Origin of the sequence: Streptomyces sp. NPDC006314 (assembly GCF_040613075.1) — a bacterium.
GTDB lineage: Bacteria > Actinomycetota > Actinomycetes > Streptomycetales > Streptomycetaceae > Streptomyces.
The window spans coordinates 463513-489967 of sequence record NZ_JBEXRL010000002.1 but is presented as its reverse complement, the minus strand read 5'-3'; the positions used below and the strand labels follow the sequence as shown (position 1 = coordinate 489967).

Sequence of the window (26455 nt, the reverse complement as noted above, 5' to 3'; positions counted from 1 at the left end):
ACCTCACTCACGCAAGGAAGGAAGGCGGCACATGACCGCACCATCCCCCGAGCTCTCGGCTCCCCTCGAGCAGGGGGCACCCCCACCCCCTCCGCCGTCGATGCGGCTGAGAGAGCTCGTGTTCGGGGCGGCATGTGCCGCCGCCGTCCGCGCGGCCGCCCGGCTGGGCCTCGCCGACGCGCTCGGGGACGCCCCCATGACCGTGGAGCACCTCGCGGCCGCGGTGAGGACCGAGCCGAAGCCGCTGCGCCGGCTGCTGCGCGCCCTGTCCTGCTACGGCGTCTTCGCCGAGCGGCCCGACGGGACCTTCGCCCACACCGACATGTCCCGGCTGCTGCGCGAGGACGACCCGAACAGCCTGCGGTACATCTCCCTGTGGTGCACCGAGCCGTGGACCTGGGACGCCTGGCCGAAGCTGGACGAGGCCGTGCGCACCGGCAGGAACGTCGTCGAGGACCTCTACGGCAAGGAGTTCTTCGTCTACCTGAACGAGGACGCCCCGGAGTCGGCCGACGTCTTCAACCGCGCGATGACGACCTCCAGCGAGCAGTCGGCACGCGATGTCGCCGCGCTGCTGGACCTGTCCGGCAGTTCGTCCGTCGCGGACCTCGGCGGCGGGCAGGGGCACGTGGTGGCGAGTCTGCTGGACAAGTATCCGGCGATGCAGGGCTTCCTGCTCGATCTGCCGCGGGTGGTGGAGAACGCCGTGCCGCGGCTGCGGCCGGGCGGCGACCTCGCCGACCGGGCGCGCATCGTGCCCGGCGACGTCCGTGTGTCCGTCCCGGTCAAGGCCGACGTCTACATCATCAAGAACATCCTGGAGTGGGACGACGAGTCCACGGCCAGACTGCTGCGCAACGTCGTCGAGGCGGGTGGGCCCGGCACGCGGGTCGTCGTCATCGAGAACCTCGTCGACGACACCCCGTCGATGCGCTTCAGCACCGCCATGGACCTGCTGCTGCTGCTGAACGTCGGCGGGGCCAAGCACACCACCGACAGCATGGTCGGGCGGCTCAGGGCCGCGGGCCTGACCATCGGCGACATCCGGCCGGTCAACCCCTACCTGCACGCGTTCGACTGCACGGTCACCGCGTAATCGAAGACTCCCCCCGGAGAAACACCGGTGCCGGGCCCGCGTCGGACGCGGGCCCGGCACCGGTGGCCGGACGGGGTTCAGACGCCGGCGTCGCGCTCCCAGAGGTAGAAGCGCTGCGCCATCGCGTCCTTCGGTGACCGCCAGGTCTCCGGGTCGTACGCACTGACGTACGCCGAGAGGCGCTCGCTGACCTCCTTGAACTCCGGGTGCGAGGTGACCTTGGCGATCGCCGGTCCCGGCTCGCGCTCCGACTCGATGAGGTGCATGTACACATCGCCGAACTGGAAGAGGCTGCGCCGGACGACGCCGACGAGGTGCGGCAGCTCTCCCCGGTCGGACTCGGCGAACACCTTGGCGATGTCGGGGGCGGAACCCGGGGCCATGCGGGCGACGATCAGGGCCTGGTGCACGGTCTTCTCCTGTCGTCCGGCTCAGTCGGCCAGGGCCGGGGCGGGCCGGTGACCGGTGGCCGCCTTCTCGATCTTGTCCCGGATCAGAGCCATCTGGATCTTGGAGTTCTTGTTGATGTTGTCGGTCATCCAGGCGTCGTCGACGGGCGCGTCCGGCTTCATCGCGAAGTCCTGCGTCCAGACCATCCGGGTGCCGGCGGGGACCTCCTCGTACCGCCAGTGGATGTCCATGTGGGCGAAGGGCCCGGTCTCGACCCGGCGCGCCTTGACGGTGAGGCTGTCGCGGTCCGGCTCGCGCTCGGAGACCCAGCTCCAGACCGTGCCGTTGTCGTCCGGGTGCATGGTCAGCCGGAACGTCGTCTTCTTGCCCTCCCGCTTGAGGATCTCCACCGACGCGTACTCGGTGAACAGCTGCGGCCACCGCTCCAGGTCGTTGGTCATGTCCCAGACCAGGTCCAGCGGGGCGGCGATGGTGATCTCGTTCTGGGTGTGTCCTGCCATCTCAGGCTCCTGCCATCAGGGTGGAGTTGACGAGGTCGAGGAACTGCTGGGGCGTCTTGCAGCGCTCCGCGTCGACCGGCATCGGGGTGCCGTGCGCGTTCTCCAGCTCGCCGACGATGCCGAGCAGGCCCAGCGAGTCGATGCCGAGGACGTCGAATCCGGTGTCCGGCTTCTCCTGGAGCTGCTGCGGGCTGACGGTCACCCCGGCGGCCTTCTTCATCAGCGCGGCGAGTTCTTCCACGGTGATCTGGGGCATGTGCTTTCCTCCTTTGCTGTGCTCACTGCGCGGCGCCGTGCCGTAGCACCAGCGCCGAGTTCGACCCCATGAGTCCCCGGCTGAGGACCAGTGCCGTCCGCACTTCGGCGACCCGGGCGCGGCCGGTCACGAGGTCGAGGTCGTGGCAGACGCCGAAGACGTTCGGCGTCGGTGGGATCAGGCCGTGTTCCATCGCGAGCACGGCCGCCGCGGTGTCCAGGACGGGGGCCGCGCAGTACCCCCGGCCGATTCCGGTCTTCGGCGCCGTGACCGGCACCCGGGTGCCGTGCCCGCCGAGGGCGTCGGCGAGTGCCAGCGCCTCGGCGCGGTCCGCCGCCGGCACCCCGAGGGCGTCGGCGAAGACCACGTCGACCTCCTCCGGGGCGCAGTCGGCCTCCGAAAGGGCCTGCCGGATGGCGTGGGCGAGGCCCTCGCGGGTCTCCGCCCAGCGTGAGGCGCCGGTGAAGGTGGCCGCGTGACCCGCCACGACGGCCCGGATCTCGGCACCGCGTGCGCGGGCGGCGCACGCCGCCTCCACCACGAGCATCGCGCCGCCCTCGGCCGGCACGAACCCGCACGCCGCCTCCGTGAACGGACGGTACGCCCGGGACGGGTCCGCCTCGCGGCTCAGCTCCTCGTAACCGAGCTGGCAGACCATCGAGTACGGCGCGAGCGGTGCCTCGGTGGAGCCGGCCACTATCACGTCGGTGCCGCGTCGCACCGCCCGTGCCGCGTGCGCGAGGGCGTCCAGGCCGCCGGCCTCGTCGGAGGCGACGACCGAGCAGGGCCCCTTGAAGCCGCGGCGGATGGAGACCTGGCCGGTGCTCGCGGCGTAGAACCAGGCGATGGACTGGTAGGGGCCCACGAACCGGCTGCCCTTGCCCCACAGCCGCTGCAGCTCGCGCTGGCCGAACTCACCGCCGCCGGACCCGGCGGCGGTGACCACGCCGATGGAGTACGGTGCGTCGGGCGTGTCGGCCTGCCGGAGCCGGGCGTCCTCCAGCGCGAAGTCGGCCGCGGCCATGGCGTAGTGCGTGAACCGGTCGGTCTGGACGAGGAAGCGCTCCTCGATCGTCGCGGCCGGATCGAAGGCGCGGACCTCACCGGCCACCTTCAGGGGAAGGTGCTCGCAGCCCTCGCGGGTGATCCGGTCGAGGACGCTGAGGCCCTCTTGGGTGGCCTTCCAGAAGGTGTCGGTGCTGGTGCCGTTGGGCGCGACCACGCCGATGCCGGTGACGGCCGCACGCCGGTCCTGTGGTTCGCTCATCGTGTCCTCACTCCCTCGGCCGGGTCAGGATCACCGCGGACTGGAAGCCGCCGAATCCGCTGCCCACGGACAGCACGCTGGTCAGCTTCTGTTCGCGGGCGACCCGCGGGACGTAGTCCAGGTCGCACTCGGGGTCGGGGATCTCGTAGTTCGCGGTCGGCGGTACGACCTGCTTGGCCAGGGCCAGCACGCAGGCGACCAGTTCGATGGCGCCGATCGCCCCGAGGGAGTGCCCCACCATGGACTTGATGGAGCTCATCGGGGTGTCGTAGGCGTGGTGGCCGAGCGCCCGCTTCACGGCCGCCGTCTCGTGGCGGTCGTTCTGCCGGGTGCCGGAGCCGTGCGCGTTGACGTAGTCGATCGCCGTCGGGTCGAGCCGTGCCTGGTCGAGGGCGGTCTCGATGGCCCGTGCCATCTCCAGTCCCTCCTTGGTCAGACCGGTCATGTGGTAGGCGTTGCCGAAGGTGGCGTAGCCGCCGAACTCGCAGTACACGTGGGCACCGCGGGCCCGGGCGTGCTCCAGTTCCTCCAGGACGAGCACCGCGCCGCCCTCGCCCATGACGAAGCCGTCACGGTTGTTGTCGAAGGGCCGGGAGGCGTGCGCGGGGTCGTCGTTGTTCGGGGACGTGGCCTTGATCGCGTCGAAGCAGGCCATGGTGATCGGGGAGATCGGGGAGTCCGAGGCGCCCGCGATGCAGATGTCGGCCCGGCCTTCCTGGACGGTGTGGAAGGCGTACCCGACCGCATCCAGGCCGGAGGTGCAGCCGGTGGACACGGTCTGCACGGGACCATGGGCACCGAAACGTTCCGCCACCGCGGAGGCCACGGTGCTCGGCGAGAACGCCCGGTGCAGCTGGGGCTCCGCCTCGGTGTGGTCGACGTCCCAGCGCTGCCCGTGATGGCTGACCAGGACGTAGTCGTGCTCCAGCCGGGTGGTGCCGCCGACGGCGGTGCCCAGGGAGACCCCGACCCGCCAGGGGTCCTCCCGGGCCAGGTCGAGACCGGAATCCCGTACCGCCTCGGCGCCGGCGACCAGGGCGAACTGTATGTACCGATCCGCCCGTTCGACCTGCTCGGTGTCCAGGCCGTGCGCGACGGGATCGAAGTCGCACTCGGCGGCGATCCGCGACCGCAGCCCGGTCGGGTCGAAGAAGGTGATGCCCCGCGTCGCGGTACGGCCTTCGGCGAGCAGATTCCAGAACGCCGGTACGCCGATCCCGCCCGGAGCCACGATGCCTATGCCGGTGACCGCCACGCGCCGGGTCATGAACGGACCTGCCCCCGGCCGGCCGGCTCGGCGGCGACGGTGACGGGCTCCGTCTCCTCCGTGTCGACGTGGCCCAGGTTCGGGCGCGGGGCCAGCGGACCCAGGTGGAAGACGATGCGCGCCTCCACGTTGCCCACATTGCGGAACCGGTGCCGCATGTTGATGGGGATCATCAGCCCCTGCTCCGGCCGGAGCGGGTGCGGCTCGCCGTCCAGGTCCACCTCCAGCTGCCCGCACAGGACGTACACGAACTCCTCGGAGTAGGGGTGGTAGTGCTCACCGATGCGGTCGCCGGGCTGCACGATGGCCACGCCCATGAAACCGCTGGTGGAGCCCACCGTGGCCGGGGTGAGCATGGCGCGCAGATCGCCGCCGCGCCGGGTGTTCGGCTCGACCTCGCTGAGGTCCACGATCTTCGGAAGGGGTTTGATCACGACGTTCCTCCGTGGGTGTGCTGCGCCTGACGGGGTCAGGCGTCCGGCGAGCGGCGGTCGGTGATGAGCTCCATGCGGACGGCGTCGCCGTCCAGCAGGGCCTTCAGCGGGGCCTGGGAACCGGACCTCGGCAGCGCGGCGTCGGCCCCCGGGCCGGGGCGTACGTCGATCAGCCGTACGACGACGTCGTCACGCTGGAAGATCGTGCTGCGCAGGACCGGGCTGCCCGGGTCGTCCGCCGCCTCCTCGTCCTGCCGGGCGAGCAGCTCGGCCAGCTGCATCCCGCGGCCCGGCCGGGCCGGGTAGTACAGCGCGTGCCGCTCGCCCTCGGGCCGTTCGTCCGCGTTGACGTGATGCACGGCCGGCAGCGCCGCCCGGGTGAAGAACACGCGGGCGGACTCCTGGTCGTCCAGGTCCCGCTCCTGCTCCAGGTAGGGGTTGATGGCCTCCTCGACGGCCCGTACCTCGGGCTGCCGGGCGACGTGGCGCAGCGCCGCCATCAGGTCGCCGCGGACCTCGATGGCCCGTACGACCCGGTTGCCGTGCATGAACAGGGAGGTGCGCACCAGACGGGTGGTCTCGTCGACCCGCGCCTTGGGCGAGGCGTAGTTCGCGAGGATCTTCGCGACCTCCGGCTCGCTGCCCGGCTTGACCGTGAAGGTGAGCGCGTGCCGGATCACACCGTCGCCGATCCGCGGGGACGCCTGGAGCCGGCGCTGTGCCGCCGAGGCCGAGGCCGCGTCGCCGCCCGTCTCGCGGACGATGTGGAAGCGCAGCGAGCGGGTGTCCCGCACGCAGCTGTGCAGTGGTTCCACCATCCGCACGTGCTCCTCGCTGTTCACCCAGGCGAGGAACGGCGGTGCGCTCTCCCACTCACTGGTGATGAGCCATTGGGAGGGGTTCTCGATCGACTGGCAGAGCTGGTCGCTGACGTGGCCGGGCACCGACGCGACCTGGTTGCACAGTTGCTCGTAGGCCTCCAGGAACTGCTGCTGGGCGCCGTCGTGTACGTCCACCAGCAGGACGACCCGGAGGCGGGAGCCGTCGAACACGGATTGGGAGACCCGCTTCGACGCCTGTCGCGTCAACTGCTGCGAGACCTTTTGCGATGTGGTGGTCACTGCGCACATCTCCTTCACGGGGGGCAGAGGCGAACGCCGGCCGCCGATGACGCGACGTCAGCGCCTTTTGATCCTGTGCCGGTCCCCCGATGCGCGCGACTCGCGTGAACCACGTGGGTGATTGAGCACGCGGAAGCCCTCCCAGAGGGCATGGAAACTCCAACACGCCCCGCACCCCCACCCCTGCCTCAGGAGTCCTTGATGCAGCAGAAAGCCGATCACCAGGTTCCCGTCCTCGTCGTGGGCGGCTCTCTGGTGGGCCTGTCCCTGTCCCTGTTCCTGGGCCGTCTCGGCGTACGCCACATGCTCGTGGAGCGGCACTCCGGAACCTCGATCCATCCGCGCGGCCGCGGCAACAACGTGCGGACGATGGAGCTGTTCCGGGTGGCCGGCGTCGAGCCGGACATCAAGTCGGCGGCCTCGCTCCTCGCGGACAACCACGGCATCCTGCAGACCCCGACCCTGGTCGGCGACGCCGGCGAGTGGCTGTTCAAGGAGATCGACCCCGGCGGCGGCCTCGCCAGGTTCAGCCCCACGGGGTGGTGCCTGTGCAGCCAGAACGACCTGGAACCGGTGCTGCTGAAGGGGGCCCGCGCGCTCGGCGGTGACCTCCGGTACTTCCACGAGCTGGAGTCGTTCGAACAGGACCCCGAAGGAGTGACGGGGTACGTCCGGGACCGCGACAGCGACAGGCTCTACACGGTCCGCGCGGACTACCTGGTCGCGGCCGACGGCCCGCGCAGCCCCATCCGGGGGCGGCTCGGCATCGGGCAGAGCGGACCCGGCGACCTCTTCGCCAACGTGAGCGTCACCTTCCGCTCCAAGCTGCTCGCCGATGTCGTCGGCGAGCGGCGTTTCATCTGCTGCTACCTCACCGACCCCGGGGCCGACGGCGCGCTGCTGCCCGTCGACAACAAGGAGAACTGGGTCTTCCACGCCCCCTGGCACCCGGAAAACGGGGAGACGCTGCCGGAGTTCACCGAGGAACGGCTCCAGCGGCACATCCGCCACGCCGTCGGCGTTCCCGACCTCGACGTCGAGATCACCGGAAAGGCGTCCTGGCGCGCCGCCGAACGCGTCGCCGAACGGTATGCCGCCGACCGGGTCTTCCTCGCCGGCGACTCCGCCCACGAGATGTCCCCGACGGGCGCGTTCGGCTCCAACACGGGCATCCAGGATGCCCACAACCTGGCCTGGAAGCTGGCCGCCGTCCTCGACGGCTGGGCCGGACCGGGACTGCTGGAGACGTATGACGCCGAGCGCCGGCCCGTCGCCCTGGCCACCAGCGCCCGTGCCTCGGCCCGCTCCGTGGAACACAGCCACCCCGGTTTCGCCCCGGCCCCCGGCATCGGCGGCGGCAGGCGCGGCGGCATCCTCAACATCGTCCTCGGCTACCGCTACCCGGAGGGCGCCGTCGTGGGCACCGACCCGTCCCAGCCGGTCGTACCCGAGGGGATGCGCCTGACCGGAGAGCCGGGCAGCCGGGCCCCGCACATGTGGCTGCGCCGCGCGGGCGAACGGCTCTCCACCCTCGATCTCTACGAGCGGTCACTGGTGCTGCTCAGCGGCGGCGGGTCCGGCGCGGGCGCCGCCTGGCAGGCCGCCGCCCGCCGCATCGCCGACACGGACGGCGTACGGCTGGACACGTACCGGATCGGTGCGGGGGCGGATGCCGATCTGGCGTACGACGCGGAGGGCGACGACTGGGCGGCGGTCCACGGCACGGCGGCCGACGGGGCGGTACTGGTACGGCCCGACGGGTTCGTGGCCTGGCGCTCGCCCGGGGCCGTACCGGATCCCGAGGCCGGGCTGCGGGAGGTGCTGGCGGCGGTCCTTCGGACCCGCTGAACCGGTTCACCCGCCTGAAACACGCGAAGGCCCTACCCGCCCCGGGCGGTGCGGGTGGCCTTGGCCCGTCAGCCGGCCTGCTTCCTGGGCCCCTAGATCCGTACTTCGACCGTCTTCGCGAGCCGGTCGTGCAGGCCGCGGCCGTCCCGGTCCCAGATCAGGGCCGGGATCGCGAGGCAGAGCAGGACCGTGCGCAGCAGGGAGCGCATCGGGCTGACCGTGCCGGTCTCCAGGGCCAGGACCCGGATGCCGAAGAGGCGCTTGCCCGGGGTGAAGCCGACCGTGCCGACGGTCAGGACGCTCAGGACGAAGAAGACGCCGAGCGCCCAGTTGCTCGTAGCGGGGGTGTAGCCGTCGGTGATCAGACCGTATGCGATCAGGACGCACAGCGCCCAGTCCACGGCGAGTGCGCCGAGCCGCCGTCCGGGCCGGGCGATCGAGTTCGGCCCCTCCTCCGGGAGACCCAGCCGCTCGCCCCGGTATCCGAAGTCCGCACCGGCCTCTTCCATGGCCGCGCGCGGCCCGGAGAGCCACGATCCGATTGCCTGCCTGTTGTCCACCCGTCCACGGTACTGTGCCCGGTTTCGGGCACTACACCGAGGGGTGTGTCGGGGCTACGGTGGACAGGTGGCCGTTAACTTCTGCGAAACAAACGGGTCACGCCCGAGAAATCACCCATCCCTAGGGTCGAGACCAGCGTGTGCCACCGCACTGGCCGCACGAACGATCTACCACCCCGGCGAGGACGGTCGGGAGTAGGAGGAGCTGGATGTTCCAGAACGCCGACGAGGCCAAGAAGTTCATCGCGGACGAGGACGTCAAGTTCGTCGACGTCCGATTCTGCGACCTGCCGGGCGTCATGCAGCACTTCACGGTGCCCGTTGAGGCGTTCGACCCGGACGAGGAGCTGGCCTTCGACGGATCGTCGATCCGTGGTTTCCAGGCCATCCACGAGTCCGACATGGCTCTGCGTGCCGACCTGTCCACCGCCCGTGTGGACCCGTTCCGCCGCGACAAGACCCTCAACATCAACTTCTTCATCCACGACCCGATCACGGGCGAGCAGTACTCCCGTGACCCGCGCAACGTGGCGAAGAAGGCGGAGGCCTACCTCGCCTCGACCGGTATCGCGGACACCGCGTACTTCGGTCCCGAGGCCGAGTTCTACGTCTTCGACTCCGTGCGCTTCGCGACCAGCGCGAACGAGTCCTTCTACCACATCGACTCCGAGGCGGGTGCCTGGAACACCGGCGCCCTCGAGGACAACCGTGGGTACAAGGTCCGCTACAAGGGCGGCTACTTCCCGGTCCCGCCGGTCGACCACTTCGCCGACCTGCGCGCCGAGATCTCCCTGGAGCTGGACAAGCAGGGCCTGAAGGTCGAGCGCCAGCACCACGAGGTGGGCACCGCCGGCCAGGCGGAGATCAACTACAAGTTCAACACCCTGCTCGCCGCCGCCGACGACCTGCAGCTCTTCAAGTACATCGTGAAGAACGTGGCCTGGCGCAACGGCAAGACCGCGACCTTCATGCCGAAGCCGATCTTCGGTGACAACGGCTCGGGCATGCACGTGCACCAGTCGCTGTGGAGCAACGGCGACCCGCTGTTCTACGACGAGGCCGGCTACGCGGGCCTGTCGGACACCGCCCGCTACTACATCGGCGGCATCCTCAAGCACGCCCCGTCGCTGCTCGCCTTCACCAACCCGACGGTGAACTCGTACCACCGTCTGGTGCCGGGCTTCGAGGCGCCGATCAACCTGGTGTACTCGCAGCGCAACCGCTCCGCGGCCATGCGTATCCCGATCACCGGCTCCAACCCGAAGGCCAAGCGCGTCGAGTTCCGCGCCCCGGACTCCTCCGGCAACCCGTACCTGGCCTTCTCCGCCCTGCTCCTCGCGGGTCTGGACGGCATCAAGAACAAGATCGAGCCGGCCGAGCCGATCGACAAGGACCTGTACGAGCTGGCTCCCGAGGAGCACGCGAACGTCGCCCAGGTCCCGACCTCGCTGAACGCCGTCCTCGACGCGCTCGAGGCCGACCACGAGTTCCTCCTCCAGGGTGACGTCTTCACGTCCGACCTGATCGAGACGTGGATCGACTTCAAGCGCACCAACGAGATCGCGCCGCTGCAGCTGCGTCCGCACCCGCACGAGTTCGAGCTGTACTTCGACGTGTGATATCGCCCCAGGTCAGAGCGGGTTTCCGCTCCCCTGGGCCGTGTGTGGGCCGTCGGCCGTGTTCTTCCTTTCTGGAAGGGCACGGCCGACGGCCCTTTTTTTGGGCCCCGTACCGCGGATGACGGTCGCGAGCCACGGCACCGCCGCCGCTCAGATCAGCGCATCGGCTCCGCCGGTGTCGGTGACCGCAGCCGGTACGCCGAACGCGGCGTCGATGGCCCTACGAGCACGGTCCCGACTGTTCGGCATGAGGTGCGTGTAGGTCCGGAGCGTGAATCCCGGGTCGGAGTGACCGAGGTACTCGGCCAGGGCCTTGATGTTCTCCCCCGAGTCCAGCAGCACCGATGCGTAGTAGTGCCGCAAGGCGTGCATGCCGTGCTCACGCGACGGTTTGAACCGCTCTCCAGGCACCCGTTCCGGGATGACGCCGGCCGTAATCAGGGCGGGCTTCCACAGGTACATGTTGAAGTAGTTCCTGTTCAGCGCCTTACGCTCCCGCGAGTAGAACAGCAGCTTCGCTGTGACCGGCGGCCCATCCGGGGTCTTCCACGGCAAGGTGACGTCGATAGGGGGCCGACGGGTGATGTGCGCGGCGAGTGCATCCGACACCACGTCGGGCAGAGGAACGTCTCGCAGCTTGCCGCCCTTAGGCGGGGCGAACACCATCTGCGGGCCGACCAGCTTGACCTGTCGCACGACGTGCACTGTTCCCCCGACGAAGTCGACTTCGTCTACAGCAAGCCCGAAAATCTCGCCCTGCCGCAAACCACACCCGGCACCGACGTCCACGGCGGTCGCGTACTGGCTCGGGAGTCCGTTCCTTACGGCCACCACCCGGTCACGCGTCCACGGCTTGATCTTCCGTCGATCCAGCTTGGGTGCCCGCACTGAGCCTGCACGGCAAGGGTTCCGGACCAGAACTCCGTCGTCTACGGCGGCGCCGAACACAGCGGAGACGTTCGCGAAGACGGTCCGCTGATACGACGCTGCCATCCCGGAGTCTGCGAGGGTCCGTGCCCACGTCCGGATATGGGCGGGTTGGAAAGCGCTCAGGGAGCGAGAACCGATGTACGGAAATGCGTGCAGCCGAAACCTCAGCTCCATATTCACGATGGTGGAAGGGTCCGTGGTCTGGGAGGCCAGCCACCGGGTGGCGAACTCCCTGAACGTCTCCTTGCCGGCCGACGGGTCGACGTACTGGCCACGGGTCATGTCAGCCGCGATCTGCGTCAGCCACGCCTCTGCGAGTCGCTTCTGTTTGTCCGGGAAGGACTTGCTGCGTTCGCTTCCGTCTGGGGCGACGTAGCGGGCCCGGTAGCGCAAGCCCGTGCCGTACCGGTCGGTCTTTGCCCTGATCGTCTTGCCGTTGGATGCGGTCTCGGTCTTGTACCAGCGGTCTTGGATGTGGCCTGCCATGTGGGGCGTGGTCCCTTCTGGGCATGGGACGGGGAGGGCCAGGGCGTGGCCCTCCCCTGGAAGTTGGGTGGTACGGGGTGCGGCAGGCTCAGGCCGCGTCGTCGAAGGCGGTGCGTTCGGCCTCCCACGCCTGTACGGCGGCGGGGTTGAAGCGGAGGTAGCGGCCGACGCGGAAGCCGGCCGGGCCGATGCGCTTGCGGCGCCACTGGTAGACGGTCTCGACGCTCGGCAGCTTGAACATGACGACCAGGTCTTCCGGGGTCAGGTAGCAGTCCGGGAGTCCGCCGCGCAGGATCGCGCGCGGGTCGGTCGGCTCTTTGCTGGCCATGGGTGGTGACTCCTCATGTCCGGGATGGGGTTGGGTGAGGTGTCCTGCGGTGGGTTCGGGCGCCGGGGGCGTGCAGGCGGCGGGAGCCTGCATCTGTCCGAAGCGGGGATTTCTGCGTCATCGCGTCACGCACGTCATTTGTGGTTCTGACCTGCGGTTATGCGGTGACGCGGGCAGTCCGCGGCGTGTCACAGGGCGGGGCGGGGTTCTGTCACCTGTGACGCGGATGACGGGGGGTGACGCTGGGTTTGGCCGTCTGCGTCACAGTCGTAGCCGCTGGTCAGCGACCGAGTTCGGGTGGCTGGTGACGTGGGTGACGCAGGGGCTCTTCTCTTAGGAAAAAAAGGGGGTGGTATCTGTGGTGGTGCGGCGCGGCTCAGGACGCGAATACGGAGCCGCGCAGCGGCACGCCTATGCGGCGGCACGCCGCCGGAACAACAAGAGGAGCACCATCGGCCGGGCCGGGGTGCTCCTCTTGCTTGTCCGAGCGCCGGCGCGGCTCAGAACGCCGCTTCCTGCTGGTGGGGGGCGAGCGCGGCGGCGCGGGTCATCTCGATGTAGCGGGCGGCGCTGGTGCGTCCCCAGTCGATGAGCACGCCGCGTGCGGCAAGGGTTGGTTGCAGCCGCTTGAGACGGTCGGAGAGGACCTTGCCCGTGGTGGGCCAGCCCTTGGGCAGGGGACGGCACTCCTCACCGCTGTAGAGGGTGGTGAGGCAGTGCAGCCACTCCGAGGACGTCATGCGGACTTCCGTCCCCTCGTCGAGTCCGGCCGCGTGCTTCAGGACCGTCTGAGCCAGCAGGTCACCTTCGATGACGTCGTCGTTGAGGTCGTCGAGGCTGGCCCGGTATGCGGCCAGCGAGCCGAAGCCGGTTGCCGCGTCGAGTTGTGCGCACAGGTGGGCGAAGTCGGCCATCCGCAGGTCGGTGGGGGTGTCCGCCTGGGCGGCCCGCACCTTCACCGTCAGGTCCAGCAGGGAGCCGAGGACGACGGGCAGGATCTCCGCGTACTCCGCCCACAGCTCTGCCTCGGTCCGCCGCACCCGGGGCCGCACGAGACGGAGCGGGAGGAGGCGTTCGGCGAGGTCGGGCCGGATGACGCCGACGTCGATACCGGTCAGCAGCATGGGGCGCCGGTAGCGGGAGCGGACGACGTCGCCGTCGGTGAAGAGCGCGCGCTTGATGCTCTCGGCACCGGTCACGATGCAGCACATGAGGTCGGACAGGTCCGGGGGCAGATGGGAGAGGTTGTCCAAGGCGGTGACCCATCCGGCAGCAACGGCCGTAATCATGTTCTCCTCGTCCTTCGGGGCCCGGCGCAGGTCGCCGCTCATCCCTTCGATGATCCGCACGAGCATCCGGCCGCCGGTGGACTTGCCCGCCCCCTGGGGGCCGGTGAGGAAGGGGGCGGGGACGGGCACGGAGGGTTCCAGGCAGCCGATCAGCCAGGCCAGAGCCAGGCACTCGGTCTCGGCACTGGCGAAGTTGCACAGGCGCAGCAGGAGGTCGATGCCCTTGCCGTTGGTGTCCTTGGCCGGCAGGGGAAGTTCCCCGGTGAGCTGGGTGCGCCGCCAGCAGACTTCCTGCGGGTCGGGGGTGCGGATGTCCCAGCCGGTGGGGTGGATGCGGACGGACTGGCCGTCGGTGCGGCCCAGGTCGAGCCAGGTCGCTCCGTCGAATCCGGGCGCGACGCGGATATGGGTGGGCTGGACGTCCTCGGTCAGGGCGAGTGCTTCGATCAAGTCGAGTGCCTCCTTGAGTGCCGTGCCGTTGAACACGCCGACCCCGTCCTTGAACAGGCCGACCATGAGTTCCTGGCGATGGCTGCCGGTGGTGCCCTGGGAGCGGATCGGGCGGGCGACGGGGTGGCCGTTCTTCTGCGCGTAGACGGTGCCGTCGATGGTGCGGAAGTACCGGAAGTGCGCTTGCGCGTAGTCGGTGATGATCTGGCGGGCCGGAGTCTTCTCGTCCTCGGACACGGTCACATCCCCAGTGCGGTACGGGCGTTGGTCCACGCGTCGGTGCAGTGCCGGGCCGATTCGCCCTTGGCCTGCGCGGCGGCGAACAGCCGGGCAACGTGGGCGTCGGTAAGGCAGCCGCACCCGCCGTGCCTCGACAGCACGGCGAGGAACGTGCGGTAGACGGTGTGGTGGATCGCGCTGCGGGCCTCGGTGATGCGCTGTACGGCCATGGCGATGCCCCGCTCCAAGTAGGCGGGCGTGCGGTGGCGGCACTGCCCCTGCCCGCCCCTGAGGGGCACTGTGAGGCTCTGTGGCGCCCTGCGGGCGGGCGTCGGTTCCTTTACTGTCAGGGCGCGCACAGCGGCCGGGAGAGCGGCCGTGGCGCCTGTGCCGTTTCCGAGCCAACGGGCGTACTGCATAAGGGACTTGATGTCGACGCCGGGCCGGACCGCGTTCGAGGACGGCATGGTTCCCCGGTAGATCCAGTGCTCGCCCCGGGTGGTGGGCACGGTCCGGGTGGCGGACAGCGTCCGGCGCGCCCAGGCGATGGCGTCCGCGTTGTCGAGGTCGACCACGGTCAGGCCCGCACCGCCGGGGTGGTAGGCCACCGCCGCCGCGTCACGCCACGCCCGCGCCCATGCCGGTGAGCTGAGGGTGTGGGGGTCGGTGGTGGCGGCGGCCCAGCCGTGGCAGGGATGCGGGCAGGTGCAGGGGCCGGGGCTCTTCATGTTCGGTCGGCCACCACACGCGTTGTCGACGCAGGCCGGGCAGTTGCCGAACGGCAGCTTGCCCGCCCGCAGCGGCAGCACGGGCACTCCGTCAGCGGCGAGGGTGAGCGCCACTCGCCGGATGGGGGTCTGTTGGGTCATGCTGGGAGACCTCCAACAGGTCTGATGAGGGCTGGAGACCAGGGCGGCCCCAACCTTTGCCGAGACGGGGGCCGCCCTTGGCGTCGCTACTGGTGGTTGTTGGTCTTGGCCCACACGCCGGTTGTGCGGGTGTGGACGGTGCGCCGGTCCTGATGGACGGGGCCCTCGTAGTGGTGGTGGATGTCCGGGGCGGGCTTGGCCCGGTTGACCAGGCGGGCGAGCGCGAGCAGGAGAGCAGTGGGGGCGCCGAAGACGAGCCCGCACACGAGCGGATCGGCGTACTGGGAGACGTACATGAGCACGGCTGCCGTGCCGCCGACCATGGTGGTGGCGGTGGCGCCGGCGAGCATGAGCACGCTCGCGTCGCTGGCGCCCTGGCTCATCGGCGGCCGGCCGGGCTGGGCGACGGGCGGGGTGGGGCCGTGGGCGGGCAGCGGGGTGTCGTCGCGGTAGGCGGTCGGCGTCTGGGGGGCGGGCCGGTAGGCATCTGCGATGATCCGCCGGGCCTCGACGGCCGCCTCGTCCTCGGTCATCACGGCGTCCGGGAGGACGCCGGTGGGGGCGTTGTCGGCGTGCATGCGGAATCCCTTCCGAAGGTGGTTTGGGGAGGCGGACACACCCCCTTCGAGGGGTGCTGTGGAGGGGGTTTTCGAGCTGGCCTGGGGTGCCTCCCTGCCTCCCTGAAACGGTGTTTTTGCTGATCAACGCAGGGGAGGCGGGGTGGGGAGGCGGATGGGGAGTGCCCCCCGCCTCCCTGCCGTGGAGGGTGCGTCTCCCTGCTACTCGGAGGCGGAAACGGAACCGTCGCTGTCGCGGTTGGCGAGCGCGCGCATGACGTGGTCTCGGTGGACGACCATGCGCCCGTTGGACTTCTTCGGTTCCTCGCCCTCGGCCTCCAGCACGCGCTTGAGGTCCCCGAACGTCCAGTCGCCGTAGGCGTCCGCGTTCAGCGTGGCGAGCCGCTTGAGGATGTCGAGAGTGAGCAGACGCGACGCATCGCCGATCACAGAGGCGATGTCGGCGAGCGCGTCAGTCTCCTCACCCCGGTCGATGACGGTCAGCGTGGTGACTCCGTCGCGCAGGGCCTTGGCCCGCTCGGCGACCTCGGCTGCCGGGTCATCGTCAATGAAGTGGGTGCGCACCGTGATGGACGACTGACCCTTGGGCATGGCGATGCCGTCGGAGGCGACCACCAGGGTTCCCTTGTCCAGGCCCTGCCTGAGCAGGTGCGGGGCGGCGCCGTCGTCGACGGCCTTGTCGCCCAGCGCCATCCGCGACTGCGACTCGGTACCCAGCACAAGGGAGGCGCGGGTGTGGGCACCCTCGCGGACCAGCTTCGGGAGGTTCTGGTCGGTGGGGTCCTGGGTGCCCTGCCACATCAGCACGTCGACCGCACGCCCCTGATTGTGGATCTTGCGGACGGCCATGAAGTAGCGGCTGGTGGCCTTGGCGCCGCCGTAGGGCTTCTTGTCCTCGTCGACGGCCGGGCACATGAACGCCACCTGCGCCTCGTCCACGAGCACGATCAGCGGCGGGAAGGCCGCGTTGGGGTCGGTCAGACGGACGTCGATGCGGCGGTTCATCTCATCGACCGCGTCCTCGACCATCTCGGTGACCTGCATGACGTGCTCGTCGGTGGGGCCCTGGATCAGGCGGGTGGCGATGCCGTCGAACATCTTCCAGTCGCCGACGCCCTTGAGGTCGCCAAGCCAGAACTCGACCGACCGGTCCAGCGCCAGCCACAGTGCCAGCGAGCGCAGCGAGGCGGTCTTGCCCTGGTTCGAGCGGCCGGTGATGAGCAGGTGGCGCTGATACACGCTCAGCTCCGCGGCGTCCCCGCGCAGGTCCTGACCCCACGGGGCTTTGCCGGTCTTGTAGTTCGCGGTCATCGTGGCATCGGTGACCAGCGGGGACGGGCCGATCGGCTCGTCCAGCGCGCCGGAGTCGGCGACCCACAGCCGCACCGTGCGAGCGGCCGGCGGGATACTGATGAACACCTCGTGCTCATGCCGAGACAGGTTCTCCGCCAGCTTGCGGCGCCGGTCTTGCACCTCGTTCGTCGACACCCCGGAGGGAAGCGTGACGTCGACCTCGATGCCGCACCCGGCGATCGTGATCGGGGACAGCATAGACGCGCCGGCGTCGCCCATCTCCTTGATGGCGTTGCGCAGGGCGGGCACTCCGAGGTCGCGCAGGGCCTTGACGACGATGGACGGGGTGATCGGCTCGCCCTCACCGTTGCGGACGTTGGCGGGAAGCGCCCACTGGGGTGCGGCCTGCTGCTTGCTGCCGACCGCCCACAGGGCGAGCAGGGCGAACAGCGGACCGAGCACGACCGCGTAGGGCCAGACGATCTGCACGATCCGGATCAGGGTGGCGATGAAGTCGATGACGGCCTTGATCGGGGTGATGACGTCTTTGACGTCGTGGCTGTTGATGGCCATCACGACCCCCAGGGCAATCAGGCCGGCGGCCCCGGTGCCGACGCCGACCCCGATGCCCTTCGCAGCGTCGAGGGGCGAGTGGAGCAGGTCCATGCGGCGGCGGTGACGGGCTTCGCGGAAGCGCTGCCCGCGCTCTTCCCACTCCGCGGCGACCTCGTAGTTGCCGGCCGCTTCGGCAGCACGCTGCATGCGCTCGTAGCGGGCCGGGGTACGCGCGTCCCAGGTGCGGCGGGCCACGATCCGGCCCCCGTTGAACATGTACAGGCCGTGCCGCGCCACGGCGCGCACGGTCGTCTTGGTGGTCTCGTGAGTGACGGCCGTACGCACGGCGCGGCCGGAGCGCACCCACAACGGCACGGGCTTGGCCGGTGCCAGGTCGGGGACCACTGTCAGCGTGGTCACGCTGCCCGCATCCGCGGCCGGTTCGGCGGCGGGCGGTTGGGGGTTCTTGCGCAGGTGAACGACGTTCTCGGACATGCTGAAGCTCCCTCCTGACTGCCCCAAGCAGGGCGGGAGTTGAGGGAAGGCTGCCGGGGCGGCCGAGTCCGTGGCAGGTACGGCCGCCCCGGCAGTCGAGGCGATGCACAGCCGCTGGTCAGGCGGCGGGAAGAGCGGGTCCGATGGGCGTGGTCACCACCAACTCGACTTCTTCTTGGGCACGATGTAGGGGCCACCGTTGACCATGTGGTCGACGCACTGCGGACAGTCCTCACGCGGCTTCAGCTTGCGGTGAATGCGCCGGTCGTAGGCGTGCTGCCAGCACTGCGGAAACTCACCGGGAGGCGTCTGCTGGGCGACCATGCTCACCACCACCCCGAGGACTTCTTCGCGGCCTTGGCCTGGGCGGCCTCGTTGACGATGCGCTGCCGCTCGGTCTGCAACGCGGTCAGTTCGGCGATCAGCCGGATCTGCGCGGACTCCGAGACGGAGTCCATCTGCTGTTCGGCGCGGGCGGTGCTCTTGCCCCGCGCCACCCGGTAGGAGCCCCCGACCAGGCCACGCAGCACCTGACGGCGTTCCTGGCTGGTCAGGGGCCACATCTCGCCGTTTCGGACGGCTTCCAACTTGCGCTCGGTCAGCCGGATCTCTTTGTCGAGGCGGCGGGTGTCGGGCTTGGCCATGGGTCTTTGACCTTCCTCAGGCAGGTGGAATTGAGGGGTGTGCGGGTGCGGGCGGGGCCCGTCAGGTCATGCACCATCCGGAGTCGCAGCCGGAGTCCCATTCGTCGAACGGGAGGGTGTCCACGCCGTCCGGGATCGCCTTGCGGAGCGGCCGGTTGAACCGGGTCAGCCACACGTGGTCCTTGCCGAGTTCGTCACGGCGGCGGTTGAGGAGGTCTTCGAGCTGGCATGCGCGCTCGAACAGCTCGGGTTCGTTGCGGCGCATGTCGTGCCAGGTCTCCGGCCGGTGGAACGGGCAGAACCAGCACGACGACTTGGGCGGCACCGGCAGACCGGCGTCCCGGATGATGCGGGCGCAGTCGATACGACGGATGCCGCGTTCCAGCAGCGGGTATTCGATGCGCTCGTGTGGCTCGCAGCGGCGCTTGTTCGCCCGGTGGATCTCGTCCAGGCTGATGCCGATGCCGACCGTGGCCGGCGCGTCCTTGCTCGCCCCGCGGCGTTTGAGTTCGTCCCCGACGACCTTGATTTTGAACTGGGCCGTGCAGGAACGAGTGCCGGGGGCCCCGTTGGACATGCGTACCGGGATCTTCAGTGAACGGGATGCCTCTCGGGTGAGGTCCTGGTACAGCGTGCGGACCTCGCCCGAGCGCTTCATCACCCGGTCCAGGACGACCAGCTCAAGGCCGTGTGCTTCGGCGTAGGGGATGGCGTACTTTTGCAGGTAGGCGAGGGTGCCGGGGTGCTCGGAGTCGTCCCCCACGTTGGCCATCAGGAAGCTGCGGTAGTCCAGCTCACCCGTGGCCGCGAGAACCATCGCGGCCATCGACTGCACGCCCCCGCCGAAGCTGAACGACTTCACCGCAGCCGTAGTGGGTGTGCTCATTCCGCCACCCCCACGGCGCGGGCCCGCTCCGCAAGCAGCGCGTCGCGCAGCATCCGGGCGTTGGCCGGTGAGGTGCGGATCGCGCGGCGGATGCCTTCAGCTGTCACCTTCGCATCCGGCCAACCGGCCGTGGCCGAGCGTGCCTCAGCCAGCAGCTGTTCCCGGGTGCGCTTGGGCCTAGGCGATCGGGCCGCGTCGGGAACCCGTCCGGTCACCCCCCGCGGCGGAGTCGATCGGACCGCCACACTCCGCCCCGCCGGGGCCACAATCAACGTCGGCGGGGCGGGAGTTGGGGCGGGGATGGCGGGCATGGGCTTGAGCGGAGGAATCGACTTGCCCGCGTCGATCGCGACCGGTTCCGGTACGCACAGTCGGGTCAGCGTCACGGCCAGGGCAGGGGTCGATTCCCCCAGGTCAGCCATAGACCGTTTCCTAATGTTCTCGGTGGATTCCTCCGCATTCGCGGATACGGTGAGTGCGGGAGTGGCGGAGGTGGTGAACATCGACGCGAGGGCGGCATCGGCGCCCTCGGTGACCCGATCGCGCTGGACGTCCAGCAGCCTCGATTCCAGCGCCGCATCCCCGACGCCGATCTTTCGGGCGAGCCGCCACGACTTACGCTCCGACCACCACTGCACCCGACTGCTCGGGTGCTGCGCGGCGCGGGCCCGATGGTAGGCGAGCGCCTGCACGAGATCGGCGGTGCGGCGCTCCATCTCCGCGTCGCGGCCATCGGTGTGCACCACGATCCGGCGGGCCAAAAACGCCATGCCCTCGGCCGAGACGGACATGCCCAGCGGGGTCAGGGCGTAGATGACGAGACGCCCAGTGTCGGGTGCGGCCATGGCGCCCATCGCGGACGCGGCGGCCGGCAGCGCCCACAACCCCGCGCGCACCACGCGCGGGGAGGACTGGCCCAGCAGGGTCAGCCCGAGCAGGACCAGGGCGAGCACCGCCGTGGCCCCCTCACCCGCACCCAGGGCCCCGAGCGCGGTGCCGCGGCCGTAGGCGTGTCCGATGTTGCTGTAGGTGCCGATTCCGCCGATCACGCCCGTGGCCAGCATGGGCACGAACGCGGCCGTCAGGACGCCGATCTGAACCTTCGTCAGCGTGGTCCGGTTCATCAGGCACCCCCGGCGGTGAGCAGTAGCGCGAGGACGAGCAGGGCGCCACCGGCCTGGGTGAGGTCGACCGCGCGGCGCAGGCAGGTGAACTTGGCGACCGCCAGACGGGACAGACCGGCGACGTCGGCGGCGCGGCTGCCGCTCAGGACGTCCGGGATCTCGTCGGAGGTAAGGGTGGCCCACAGCGGGAAGCCGTGACGTCCCTTGAGGTTGGGCCGGGTAGAGCGCAGCAGCAGTGCGGCCGCCGCGACCAGCAGCGCCATCCCGAGCCCACCCACGACGGCGGCGGCGGGATTCAACGGCAGGTCGCGGGCGATGGACCAGGCGCCGGCCAGCACTGCGCCGACGAACGCCAGCAGCAGTGCCGTCTTGTTGTCGGTGCGGGCGATCTCCGCCTTCACCTCCGCATGCGCGGCACTCAGCTTCTGCTCGATGCCACTCATGCGGCACCCCCGGTCACGCCGTAGTGGCGGTAGGTGGTCGGCGACTTCTGCGCGAGCCGTTTGCGCAGGTACTCGGTGTGCCAGCCAAGCCCGCAGTCGGCGGCGGGAGGCTCACCCAAGGCGCCGGTCAGGGCAACGACCGCGTCCAATACACGGTCTTCCAGCAGGAGCGCGAAGGCTTCGCGATCGCCGACCGTGGCCGGTGCGGGGATGTCGATGGCCTCCAGGACCGCCGTGAGGAATGCGCGGATGTCGGCGTTCATGCGGCACCCCCGGTCGCGCCAGAGGTGCGGTTGGCCAGCGAGCGCCGCTCGGCCAGCACCTGGCGACGGGCCCGGCGGATACGCCGCGCGTCCAGCTCACTCGGGGTGCGGTCCAGGCTGACGATCACCGCGTCGAGCAGGTCGACGTCCGCGAGGATCGCGGGCATTTCCCGCTCGATCGCGTCCAGTTCGGCGTCCGTCGGCTCCATGAAGTCGGCGAACGCGGTAACAGCGTCCTGAACAGTAACGATGGGGCTCATTGGGTCTGCTTCCTCTCAGACAGGAACGGCCCGAACAGCGCCCCCGGAGTTGCCGCTCCGGGGGCGCGCGCCGTTGAAGTCGGAACATCCGGCTCCCCTCAGCGCTGCTCGTACGAGACGAGCAGCGAAGGCAACCGGTCGCAGCACTGGACGCTGCGAAGGTCGATGCGCGATCTGGTCGCGCGGTCCGTCTTTTCGACTCGGGGAGACGGGGCCCACCTATGCAGTTCTCAAGCAACTGCCAGCACGGGGCCCCTTGTTGTGGCGAGCTATCCCGGTCCAGCCGCCGCTCCCCCAGAGGCGGGGCGGCGTTGCACCTACAGACTGGACCGGTGGACCGGTCCAGTCAACAGATGAAATGGTAGTTGAAAGCTGTGGAGGTGAGTTTTTGCAGCTCAATGGACCTGAAAGTGCATCAAAAAAGCTGGACCGGCGGACCGGTCCAGCTCCGTTTTGTCACGTTTCCTACATCGCGTAGGTGTCCACCTGCTCGAACAGTGAGGAGGGGGTGACCCCCTCTTCGCAGACCAGAGGGCGACCCTCCTGGTCGTACGCGGTGTGAAGGAGTACGGCGACCGCGCTTGCCAGAGGTACGCCCAAACGGTGCGCCTCTTCGTCCGTGGCGAGGCGCACGGTGGTCACATCGACTCCCTCGACTGGGAACCGTCCCGTCTGCCGACGGACATAGCGCGTCGTTCCCTCGGCGATGGGGGCGGTATCGGCGAGGCGGGGTGACGCCTCCGCGATCTCAGGAGGGAACCACGCTTCCACGCAGCTATTCGGGGTGCCGTCCGGTAGCTGGAGAACACGGATGCGCCGGAGCGCCTGCACCCCGGGCGAAAGCCTGAGCGCGGCGGCGACACGGGGGGGAGGTTCTGACCAGTCGGGCACACCGATGCGCAGGAACGGCATCCCGCCCAAGATGCGCGCCGACCCGGCCCGGCGTGCGCCGGCAGGACGCGCCACGGGCGTTTCCGTGACAACGAAACCGGTACCTTGCTTGGCGACCACCACGCCGTCGTTGCGCAGCACGTCCACGGCTTTGATGGCGGTGGCCCGTGACACGTCCCACTGCTCTGCTAGGTCGCGGCCGGATGGGATGGTGTCGCCAGGGGCGAACTCACCAGCGGCGATGCGCGCGCGTAGGGACTCCGCGATCTCTTCGTACTTCAGAACAGCCATGGCTTCCCCTTCTCCGCGCGCTGGACTGGTCCACCGGTACACACGATACTGCGGGCATGTCGAATCCCGAATTGGCTCCCTCTGTGATGCGGTTCTACGGCGAGACAGTGAACGAGGACAGCCGCCTGCGCAGGTCGGCAGACGGACGTATGGAGCTGGCGAGGACTCAAGAGCTTCTCCGACGCTTCTTGCCCCCCGCGCCGGCACGCGTACTCGACGTGGGAGGGGGGACCGGGGTTCACGCTGAATGGCTGGTGAAGGACGGGTACGAGGTCACACTCGTGGACCCGGTGCCCCGTCATGTGGAGAGCGCGTCGGCGGTCTGCACTGCGGTTCTGGGAGACGCCCGTGAGCTACGCGAGCCCGACGACAGTTTCGACGTCGTGCAGCTCCTAGGGCCGCTCTACCACCTCCCTGCATCCGACGACCGACGTAAGGCACTGTCGGAAGCTCACCGCGTAGTGAAGCCGGGCGGCTTGGTCGCGGCGGCTGCAATCAACCGCTACGCGTCGCTCTTCGAGCACGTCACGTACGCCCACCTGCATACGGAGCGCATTCGTGACTCCGTTTCCAAGATCCTTGAGACGGCCGTCTATGACGGCGCACGAGGGTTCACGTTGTCCTACTTCCACAGGGCCGAGGAGCTTGTAGCTGAGTTGGCGGACTCCGGCCTGACGGACGTGCAGGTCTTCGGGATCGAAGGGCCCGCGTGGTCACTCGTAAAGGCAGCCGAGCAACAGCCCGGCGAGGGCCCCACTGATGAGCTGATCGCCTCCGCGATGGAGGCGGCGCGCATGGCGGAGCCGTACCCGGAATTGCTTGCCGCCAGTTCACACCTGCTGGCCGTCGGTAGAGCCCCGCTGACATCGACGCGTGACGGCTACTTCAGCCAGGAGCGGTAACGGTTTCCCTGCCGCATCAAGGCCCGCGCACGGCGCGGGCGCGCGCCGCCTCTGCGGCGCGGCCTGCCTCTTGTCTTCGCCCCGGCTGGCCGCGCCCGGCGGCGCGCTACGTGCAGCGGGCAGAGCAGGAAAAAAGCCTTCTGTGGCTGAGGCCGGTCGGCTCCACGGCTTTAGGCAGCCACTTTGGCGCGAGCCTCGAAGATCATGGCCCCAACGTCGTGCTTTACCGGGCAGGTCCACAGACTGCCCGACGCGCCGGAAGCTTACGGGGCCATGATCACTCGCGCCAAAGCAGCTCCAGCCCAAAGCCGCTACACCGACCTCCACTTGCCTGGTGACCCAGCCTCAGAATTGCCCGGAGGCGATAGTCGCTCCAATAGCCGCGATAGTAAAGGCGTCCTTTATGCATCCTGAGGCGATGTGAGCCATCAACTCGTCTTTGTGTAGCCAGCGGACATCAAATATCTCGTCGCGATCACTTGGACATGAAATGGGTTTGGCGTAGCGAGCAACGAAGACGTGAACGGCCGAAGAGAGGATCCCTGAATTGGGGTTGATGGTGGCAATTCTTTTCAACGCCTCAGGCTCAGCGCCAATCTCCTCACTCAGTTCTGCCAGAGCCGTAACTTCGGGATCTGACCCATGCGCGAAACCCCTTGGAATTCCCCACTCCCATTCACGGATCGGATATCGGTACGTACAGACCAGCCCAACATGTCCGCCCGCAAGAGGGAGAATGGCAGCCCCGGATTTTCCCTCTGCCTCGACGATACGAACATAAGTCCCAGGGTTGCCGTTAGCGAATGAGACTATGTCGTCGTAGATTCGCAAAAACCGGTTCGAGTAGACTGACCTCTGCTCTAGCTGTCTTATAGGAGGCGGTTGATTCGGCGTAGGCAGGTCCACAACTTCTCCTATAAAAGCTTAGCTACCGCGGACGTCTCGGACTACTCGCTAGTGCAATCTTCCTCAATCGCGCTCTTGCCGAGATTGTCGCGGCCGGGATAGTTTTCATCTTGTAGCTCAGGCCAGATCTGGCGAATATCTCGTGCAGTTCGCAACAGATCCTCACGCTGCATCCTGACGACTTTTTGCATACCGCGCGCAGCCTGGCTCCTCTTCCATTCGACACCGGTTCGCTGATAAAGATATAGGCCTGACTCAACGACCACCCGTATAACATCACCTGGCGGGAGGGGTAGAGGAGCGCCCGGAGGCGGCAGGATGGGGAACAGAAAGCCGCCCATCTGCATGACTCCTACAAACCACTGGCCAACCCGGTATACCCGGGCTACGGCTGCTGCGTAAGAACGCCTTGCTTCCTTCTTTCGATCCTTTACCCACCATTTTCCCAGCTTGGCGACGAACTCGTCATAGCTTCGCGAGAACTCGTCCATGTGATGGATATCGAATGGCTCTTCTAGATGGTCGGCCATTGCCGCCATCATAGTATGCCATTCGGCCCACTTTCGGATGGTGACTACGTCGAGGTGTGTTAGCTCCTGGGGCGAAGGCACGGGGACGGCTACTTGCTGCTGAATACTGTTGTAAGCCGTCCAAGTTGCATGGGCTCGCGCCCTCTCAAGGGAGTCGTCTATGACTGCAGGAGAGTCCTCGGCCAAAATTCCTGCACTCCCCTTGGCCGCCATGGCAAAATCCATTCCTACGTCAAGTGGGGTGGGGAAGCCGCGGGGAGTGAACGTTCGGGCACTCAATTGCCACGGCAAGATCCCGTTATAGATGAGATCAATCCACTTCTTTAGCTCGAACGTAAATGGATCCGTGCGATATGGGGTTCGGACCGGATCCCCCTCAGTCACAAAAGCTCGATAAACGTCGTTGCGACTCGGCGGTTTGGCGCTTGCTGCGATAGCCTCCTGGTTTCTTACGTCCATCCATGTGGCTAGCTCGCGCAAACGCATTATGAGCGCCGAGCTGGCACCACTTGCTCTTCTGCTGCCGCCGAGCAGCGACCTCGCTATTGACTCAACTCTTTCCTGCTGCACCTGACGGGGCCTCTGCAACTCTGTCCGAAACCTTTCAGAGATGGTCTCGGTGTGATCTCTGTTACTGTCGGAATCTGAGCCGCCGAATCGGACGCATGTCAGGTCTGCTAGGTCGGGGTCGGTTGCAAGACTGCGTATTGCCCTTTTTCCGAGCTCCAGACAATCTGGACCACCTGGGTCATCTCCAAATGAATCCTCTCGGTGGAGGTAGGGCAGTATCACACCTCGCGCGAGAAGCGTCACCAAACCCTCTCGATCAGCCCCGAGGGATGACGTTACGAGGAGCGGATTATTCCAAAATGCCATCCGGTTCACCACTACCTGCGGCGAGTATAGGAGGGCACGGATATATTCGATTCTGACACCTTCCAATAGTCGCCTTGCTGTGCGATTTGGGTGATCTCCCAGTGCCATCTCGGCCAGCGCATGCATACTCTGGTGTCCAGCAATCTTGTCGAACAGGGCTGCTGTCACGAATTGATTGTCCGTGCACTGTGGGACAGTTGCTCGCCGAAGCTGGTATTCTTCGGGATCAACAACTGAGAAGGCCATCTCGAAACCCCCGCATTATAGGTTCGGCGGTGTCGTTTCGTTTAGAGCAGGACTACCTACATAACACCTTTACATCGTCTCTCCACTTGTCGTGCAGCGCATCTGGACGCCTCGGCTGCGTCTTCCGGCCCTGGGTGGCGACCCAGCCACTTGAGTGAGCCGTGCCGATGCTGGGCCGTCCCTGGGCCGTCCGAGGCCCCTCAGTGGCGACCGGTGACGACTACTAACGACAGTCGTAGCGAGCCACAGCCGCAGGTCACCCGATTGGATCTGCGACACTGGTTGAGCCATGCCTAAGCCCGGAGCTCTCGCCTGGCAACGA

General features: G+C 68.3%; 28 protein-coding genes. 4 read left to right on the top strand and 24 right to left on the bottom strand.

Annotated elements, in window-relative coordinates; genetic code table 11:
• The first annotated feature begins 31 nt into the window (after nucleotides 1-31).
• On the top strand, nucleotides 32-1096 hold the full coding sequence (locus ABZ079_RS05365; protein ID WP_356938061.1) for a methyltransferase: 1065 nt from the start codon (nucleotides 32-34) through the stop codon (nucleotides 1094-1096).
• Between the two features lie 77 nt (nucleotides 1097-1173).
• Here ABZ079_RS05365 and ABZ079_RS05360 read toward each other — a convergent pair whose 3' ends face one another.
• Genes ABZ079_RS05360 through ABZ079_RS05330 form a run of 7 tightly spaced genes read right to left on the bottom strand, consistent with a single transcriptional unit; the run spans nucleotide 1174 to nucleotide 6352 of the window.
• Nucleotides 1174-1506: a TcmI family type II polyketide cyclase gene (locus ABZ079_RS05360; RefSeq protein ID WP_356938060.1), complete on the bottom strand. Its 333-nt coding sequence runs from the start codon at nucleotides 1504-1506 to the stop codon at nucleotides 1174-1176.
• 21 nt (nucleotides 1507-1527) lie between these two features.
• Complete coding sequence (locus ABZ079_RS05355; RefSeq protein ID WP_356938059.1) at nucleotides 1528-2007, bottom strand: SRPBCC family protein; 480 nt, start codon at nucleotides 2005-2007, stop codon at nucleotides 1528-1530.
• A gap of 1 nt (nucleotide 2008) precedes the next feature.
• Nucleotides 2009-2263 (bottom strand): acyl carrier protein, encoded by a 255-nt coding sequence (locus tag ABZ079_RS05350; RefSeq protein ID WP_356938058.1) that lies wholly within the window; start codon nucleotides 2261-2263, stop codon nucleotides 2009-2011.
• A 22-nt stretch (nucleotides 2264-2285) separates the two neighbouring features.
• Nucleotides 2286-3530: a ketosynthase chain-length factor gene (locus tag ABZ079_RS05345; protein WP_356938057.1), complete on the bottom strand. Its 1245-nt coding sequence runs from the start codon at nucleotides 3528-3530 to the stop codon at nucleotides 2286-2288.
• 7 nt (nucleotides 3531-3537) lie between these two features.
• Entirely contained in the window at nucleotides 3538-4797 is a 1260-nt protein-coding gene (locus ABZ079_RS05340) for a beta-ketoacyl-[acyl-carrier-protein] synthase family protein (RefSeq protein WP_356938056.1), read from the bottom strand.
• Nucleotides 4794-5231: a cupin domain-containing protein gene (locus ABZ079_RS05335; protein ID WP_356938055.1), complete on the bottom strand. Its 438-nt coding sequence runs from the start codon at nucleotides 5229-5231 to the stop codon at nucleotides 4794-4796. The genes ABZ079_RS05340 and ABZ079_RS05335 overlap by 4 nt, the downstream gene beginning before the upstream one ends.
• A gap of 35 nt (nucleotides 5232-5266) precedes the next feature.
• Nucleotides 5267-6352 (bottom strand): SchA/CurD-like domain-containing protein, encoded by a 1086-nt coding sequence (locus tag ABZ079_RS05330; protein ID WP_356938054.1) that lies wholly within the window; start codon nucleotides 6350-6352, stop codon nucleotides 5267-5269.
• Nucleotides 6353-6553: 201 nt separating this feature from the next.
• Between ABZ079_RS05330 and ABZ079_RS05325 the strand changes: the two genes are divergently transcribed.
• On the top strand, nucleotides 6554-8200 hold the full coding sequence (locus ABZ079_RS05325; RefSeq protein WP_356938053.1) for an FAD-dependent monooxygenase: 1647 nt from the start codon (nucleotides 6554-6556) through the stop codon (nucleotides 8198-8200).
• Between the two features lie 92 nt (nucleotides 8201-8292).
• Here ABZ079_RS05325 and ABZ079_RS05320 read toward each other — a convergent pair whose 3' ends face one another.
• A complete protein-coding gene (locus ABZ079_RS05320; RefSeq protein ID WP_356938052.1) occupies nucleotides 8293-8760 on the bottom strand; it encodes an RDD family protein in 468 nt (155 codons plus the stop codon).
• Nucleotides 8761-8969: 209 nt separating this feature from the next.
• On the opposite strand from ABZ079_RS05320, the gene glnA reads away from it, so the two are divergent.
• Nucleotides 8970-10379 (top strand): type I glutamate--ammonia ligase, encoded by a 1410-nt coding sequence (gene glnA / locus ABZ079_RS05315; protein WP_356938051.1) that lies wholly within the window; start codon nucleotides 8970-8972, stop codon nucleotides 10377-10379.
• Nucleotides 10380-10529: 150 nt separating this feature from the next.
• Here the strand turns inward: glnA and ABZ079_RS05310 are convergent, their stop codons facing one another.
• The 14 genes from ABZ079_RS05310 to ABZ079_RS05245 form a co-directional block, all read right to left on the bottom strand.
• Nucleotides 10530-11795 (bottom strand): site-specific integrase, encoded by a 1266-nt coding sequence (locus ABZ079_RS05310; RefSeq protein ID WP_356938050.1) that lies wholly within the window; start codon nucleotides 11793-11795, stop codon nucleotides 10530-10532.
• An 88-nt stretch (nucleotides 11796-11883) separates the two neighbouring features.
• On the bottom strand, nucleotides 11884-12123 hold the full coding sequence (locus ABZ079_RS05305; protein WP_356938049.1) for a helix-turn-helix domain-containing protein: 240 nt from the start codon (nucleotides 12121-12123) through the stop codon (nucleotides 11884-11886).
• Between the two features lie 500 nt (nucleotides 12124-12623).
• Nucleotides 12624-14099 carry an ATP-binding protein gene (locus ABZ079_RS05300; protein WP_356938048.1) on the bottom strand — a complete coding sequence of 492 codons (1476 nt, stop codon included), beginning with the start codon at nucleotides 14097-14099 and terminating at the stop codon, nucleotides 12624-12626.
• Nucleotides 14100-14101: 2 nt separating this feature from the next.
• A complete protein-coding gene (locus ABZ079_RS05295) occupies nucleotides 14102-14950 on the bottom strand; it encodes a bifunctional DNA primase/polymerase (protein ID WP_356938047.1) in 849 nt (282 codons plus the stop codon).
• A gap of 86 nt (nucleotides 14951-15036) precedes the next feature.
• Complete coding sequence (locus tag ABZ079_RS05290; protein WP_356938046.1) at nucleotides 15037-15528, bottom strand: hypothetical protein; 492 nt, start codon at nucleotides 15526-15528, stop codon at nucleotides 15037-15039.
• Nucleotides 15529-15729: 201 nt separating this feature from the next.
• Nucleotides 15730-17871, bottom strand: coding sequence for an FtsK/SpoIIIE domain-containing protein (locus ABZ079_RS05285; protein ID WP_356938045.1), 2142 nt, complete (start codon nucleotides 17869-17871; stop codon nucleotides 15730-15732).
• 153 nt (nucleotides 17872-18024) lie between these two features.
• Nucleotides 18025-18195, bottom strand: a complete 171-nt coding sequence (locus ABZ079_RS05280) for a pRL2-8 (protein ID WP_356938128.1) — start codon at nucleotides 18193-18195, stop codon at nucleotides 18025-18027.
• Between the two features lie 2 nt (nucleotides 18196-18197).
• Nucleotides 18198-18515 carry a hypothetical protein gene (locus ABZ079_RS05275; RefSeq protein WP_356938044.1) on the bottom strand — a complete coding sequence of 106 codons (318 nt, stop codon included), beginning with the start codon at nucleotides 18513-18515 and terminating at the stop codon, nucleotides 18198-18200.
• 61 nt (nucleotides 18516-18576) lie between these two features.
• Entirely contained in the window at nucleotides 18577-19401 is an 825-nt protein-coding gene (locus ABZ079_RS05270) for a phosphoadenosine phosphosulfate reductase (RefSeq protein ID WP_356938043.1), read from the bottom strand.
• Nucleotides 19398-20525, bottom strand: a complete 1128-nt coding sequence (locus ABZ079_RS05265) for a conjugal transfer protein (protein WP_356938042.1) — start codon at nucleotides 20523-20525, stop codon at nucleotides 19398-19400. Before ABZ079_RS05265 ends, ABZ079_RS05270 begins: the two co-directional genes overlap by 4 nt.
• Nucleotides 20525-20968 (bottom strand): Pycsar system effector family protein, encoded by a 444-nt coding sequence (locus tag ABZ079_RS05260; RefSeq protein WP_356938041.1) that lies wholly within the window; start codon nucleotides 20966-20968, stop codon nucleotides 20525-20527. The genes ABZ079_RS05265 and ABZ079_RS05260 overlap by 1 nt, the downstream gene beginning before the upstream one ends.
• Nucleotides 20965-21231, bottom strand: a complete 267-nt coding sequence (locus ABZ079_RS05255; protein WP_356938040.1) for a hypothetical protein — start codon at nucleotides 21229-21231, stop codon at nucleotides 20965-20967. The genes ABZ079_RS05260 and ABZ079_RS05255 overlap by 4 nt, the downstream gene beginning before the upstream one ends.
• Nucleotides 21228-21491 (bottom strand): DUF6284 family protein, encoded by a 264-nt coding sequence (locus ABZ079_RS05250; RefSeq protein ID WP_356938039.1) that lies wholly within the window; start codon nucleotides 21489-21491, stop codon nucleotides 21228-21230. The genes ABZ079_RS05255 and ABZ079_RS05250 overlap by 4 nt, the downstream gene beginning before the upstream one ends.
• 465 nt (nucleotides 21492-21956) lie before the next feature.
• Complete coding sequence (locus ABZ079_RS05245; protein ID WP_356938038.1) at nucleotides 21957-22673, bottom strand: GntR family transcriptional regulator; 717 nt, start codon at nucleotides 22671-22673, stop codon at nucleotides 21957-21959.
• A gap of 56 nt (nucleotides 22674-22729) precedes the next feature.
• Between ABZ079_RS05245 and ABZ079_RS05240 the strand changes: the two genes are divergently transcribed.
• Complete coding sequence (locus ABZ079_RS05240; RefSeq protein WP_356938037.1) at nucleotides 22730-23575, top strand: class I SAM-dependent methyltransferase; 846 nt, start codon at nucleotides 22730-22732, stop codon at nucleotides 23573-23575.
• Between the two features lie 345 nt (nucleotides 23576-23920).
• Here the strand turns inward: ABZ079_RS05240 and ABZ079_RS05235 are convergent, their stop codons facing one another.
• The gene (locus ABZ079_RS05235) at nucleotides 23921-24481 is read right to left on the bottom strand and encodes an NUDIX hydrolase (RefSeq protein WP_356938036.1); all 561 of its coding nucleotides are present in this window, start codon (nucleotides 24479-24481) and stop codon (nucleotides 23921-23923) included.
• 41 nt (nucleotides 24482-24522) lie between these two features.
• Nucleotides 24523-26055 (bottom strand): hypothetical protein, encoded by a 1533-nt coding sequence (locus ABZ079_RS05230; protein ID WP_356938035.1) that lies wholly within the window; start codon nucleotides 26053-26055, stop codon nucleotides 24523-24525.
• Nucleotides 26056-26455 lie beyond the last annotated feature (400 nt).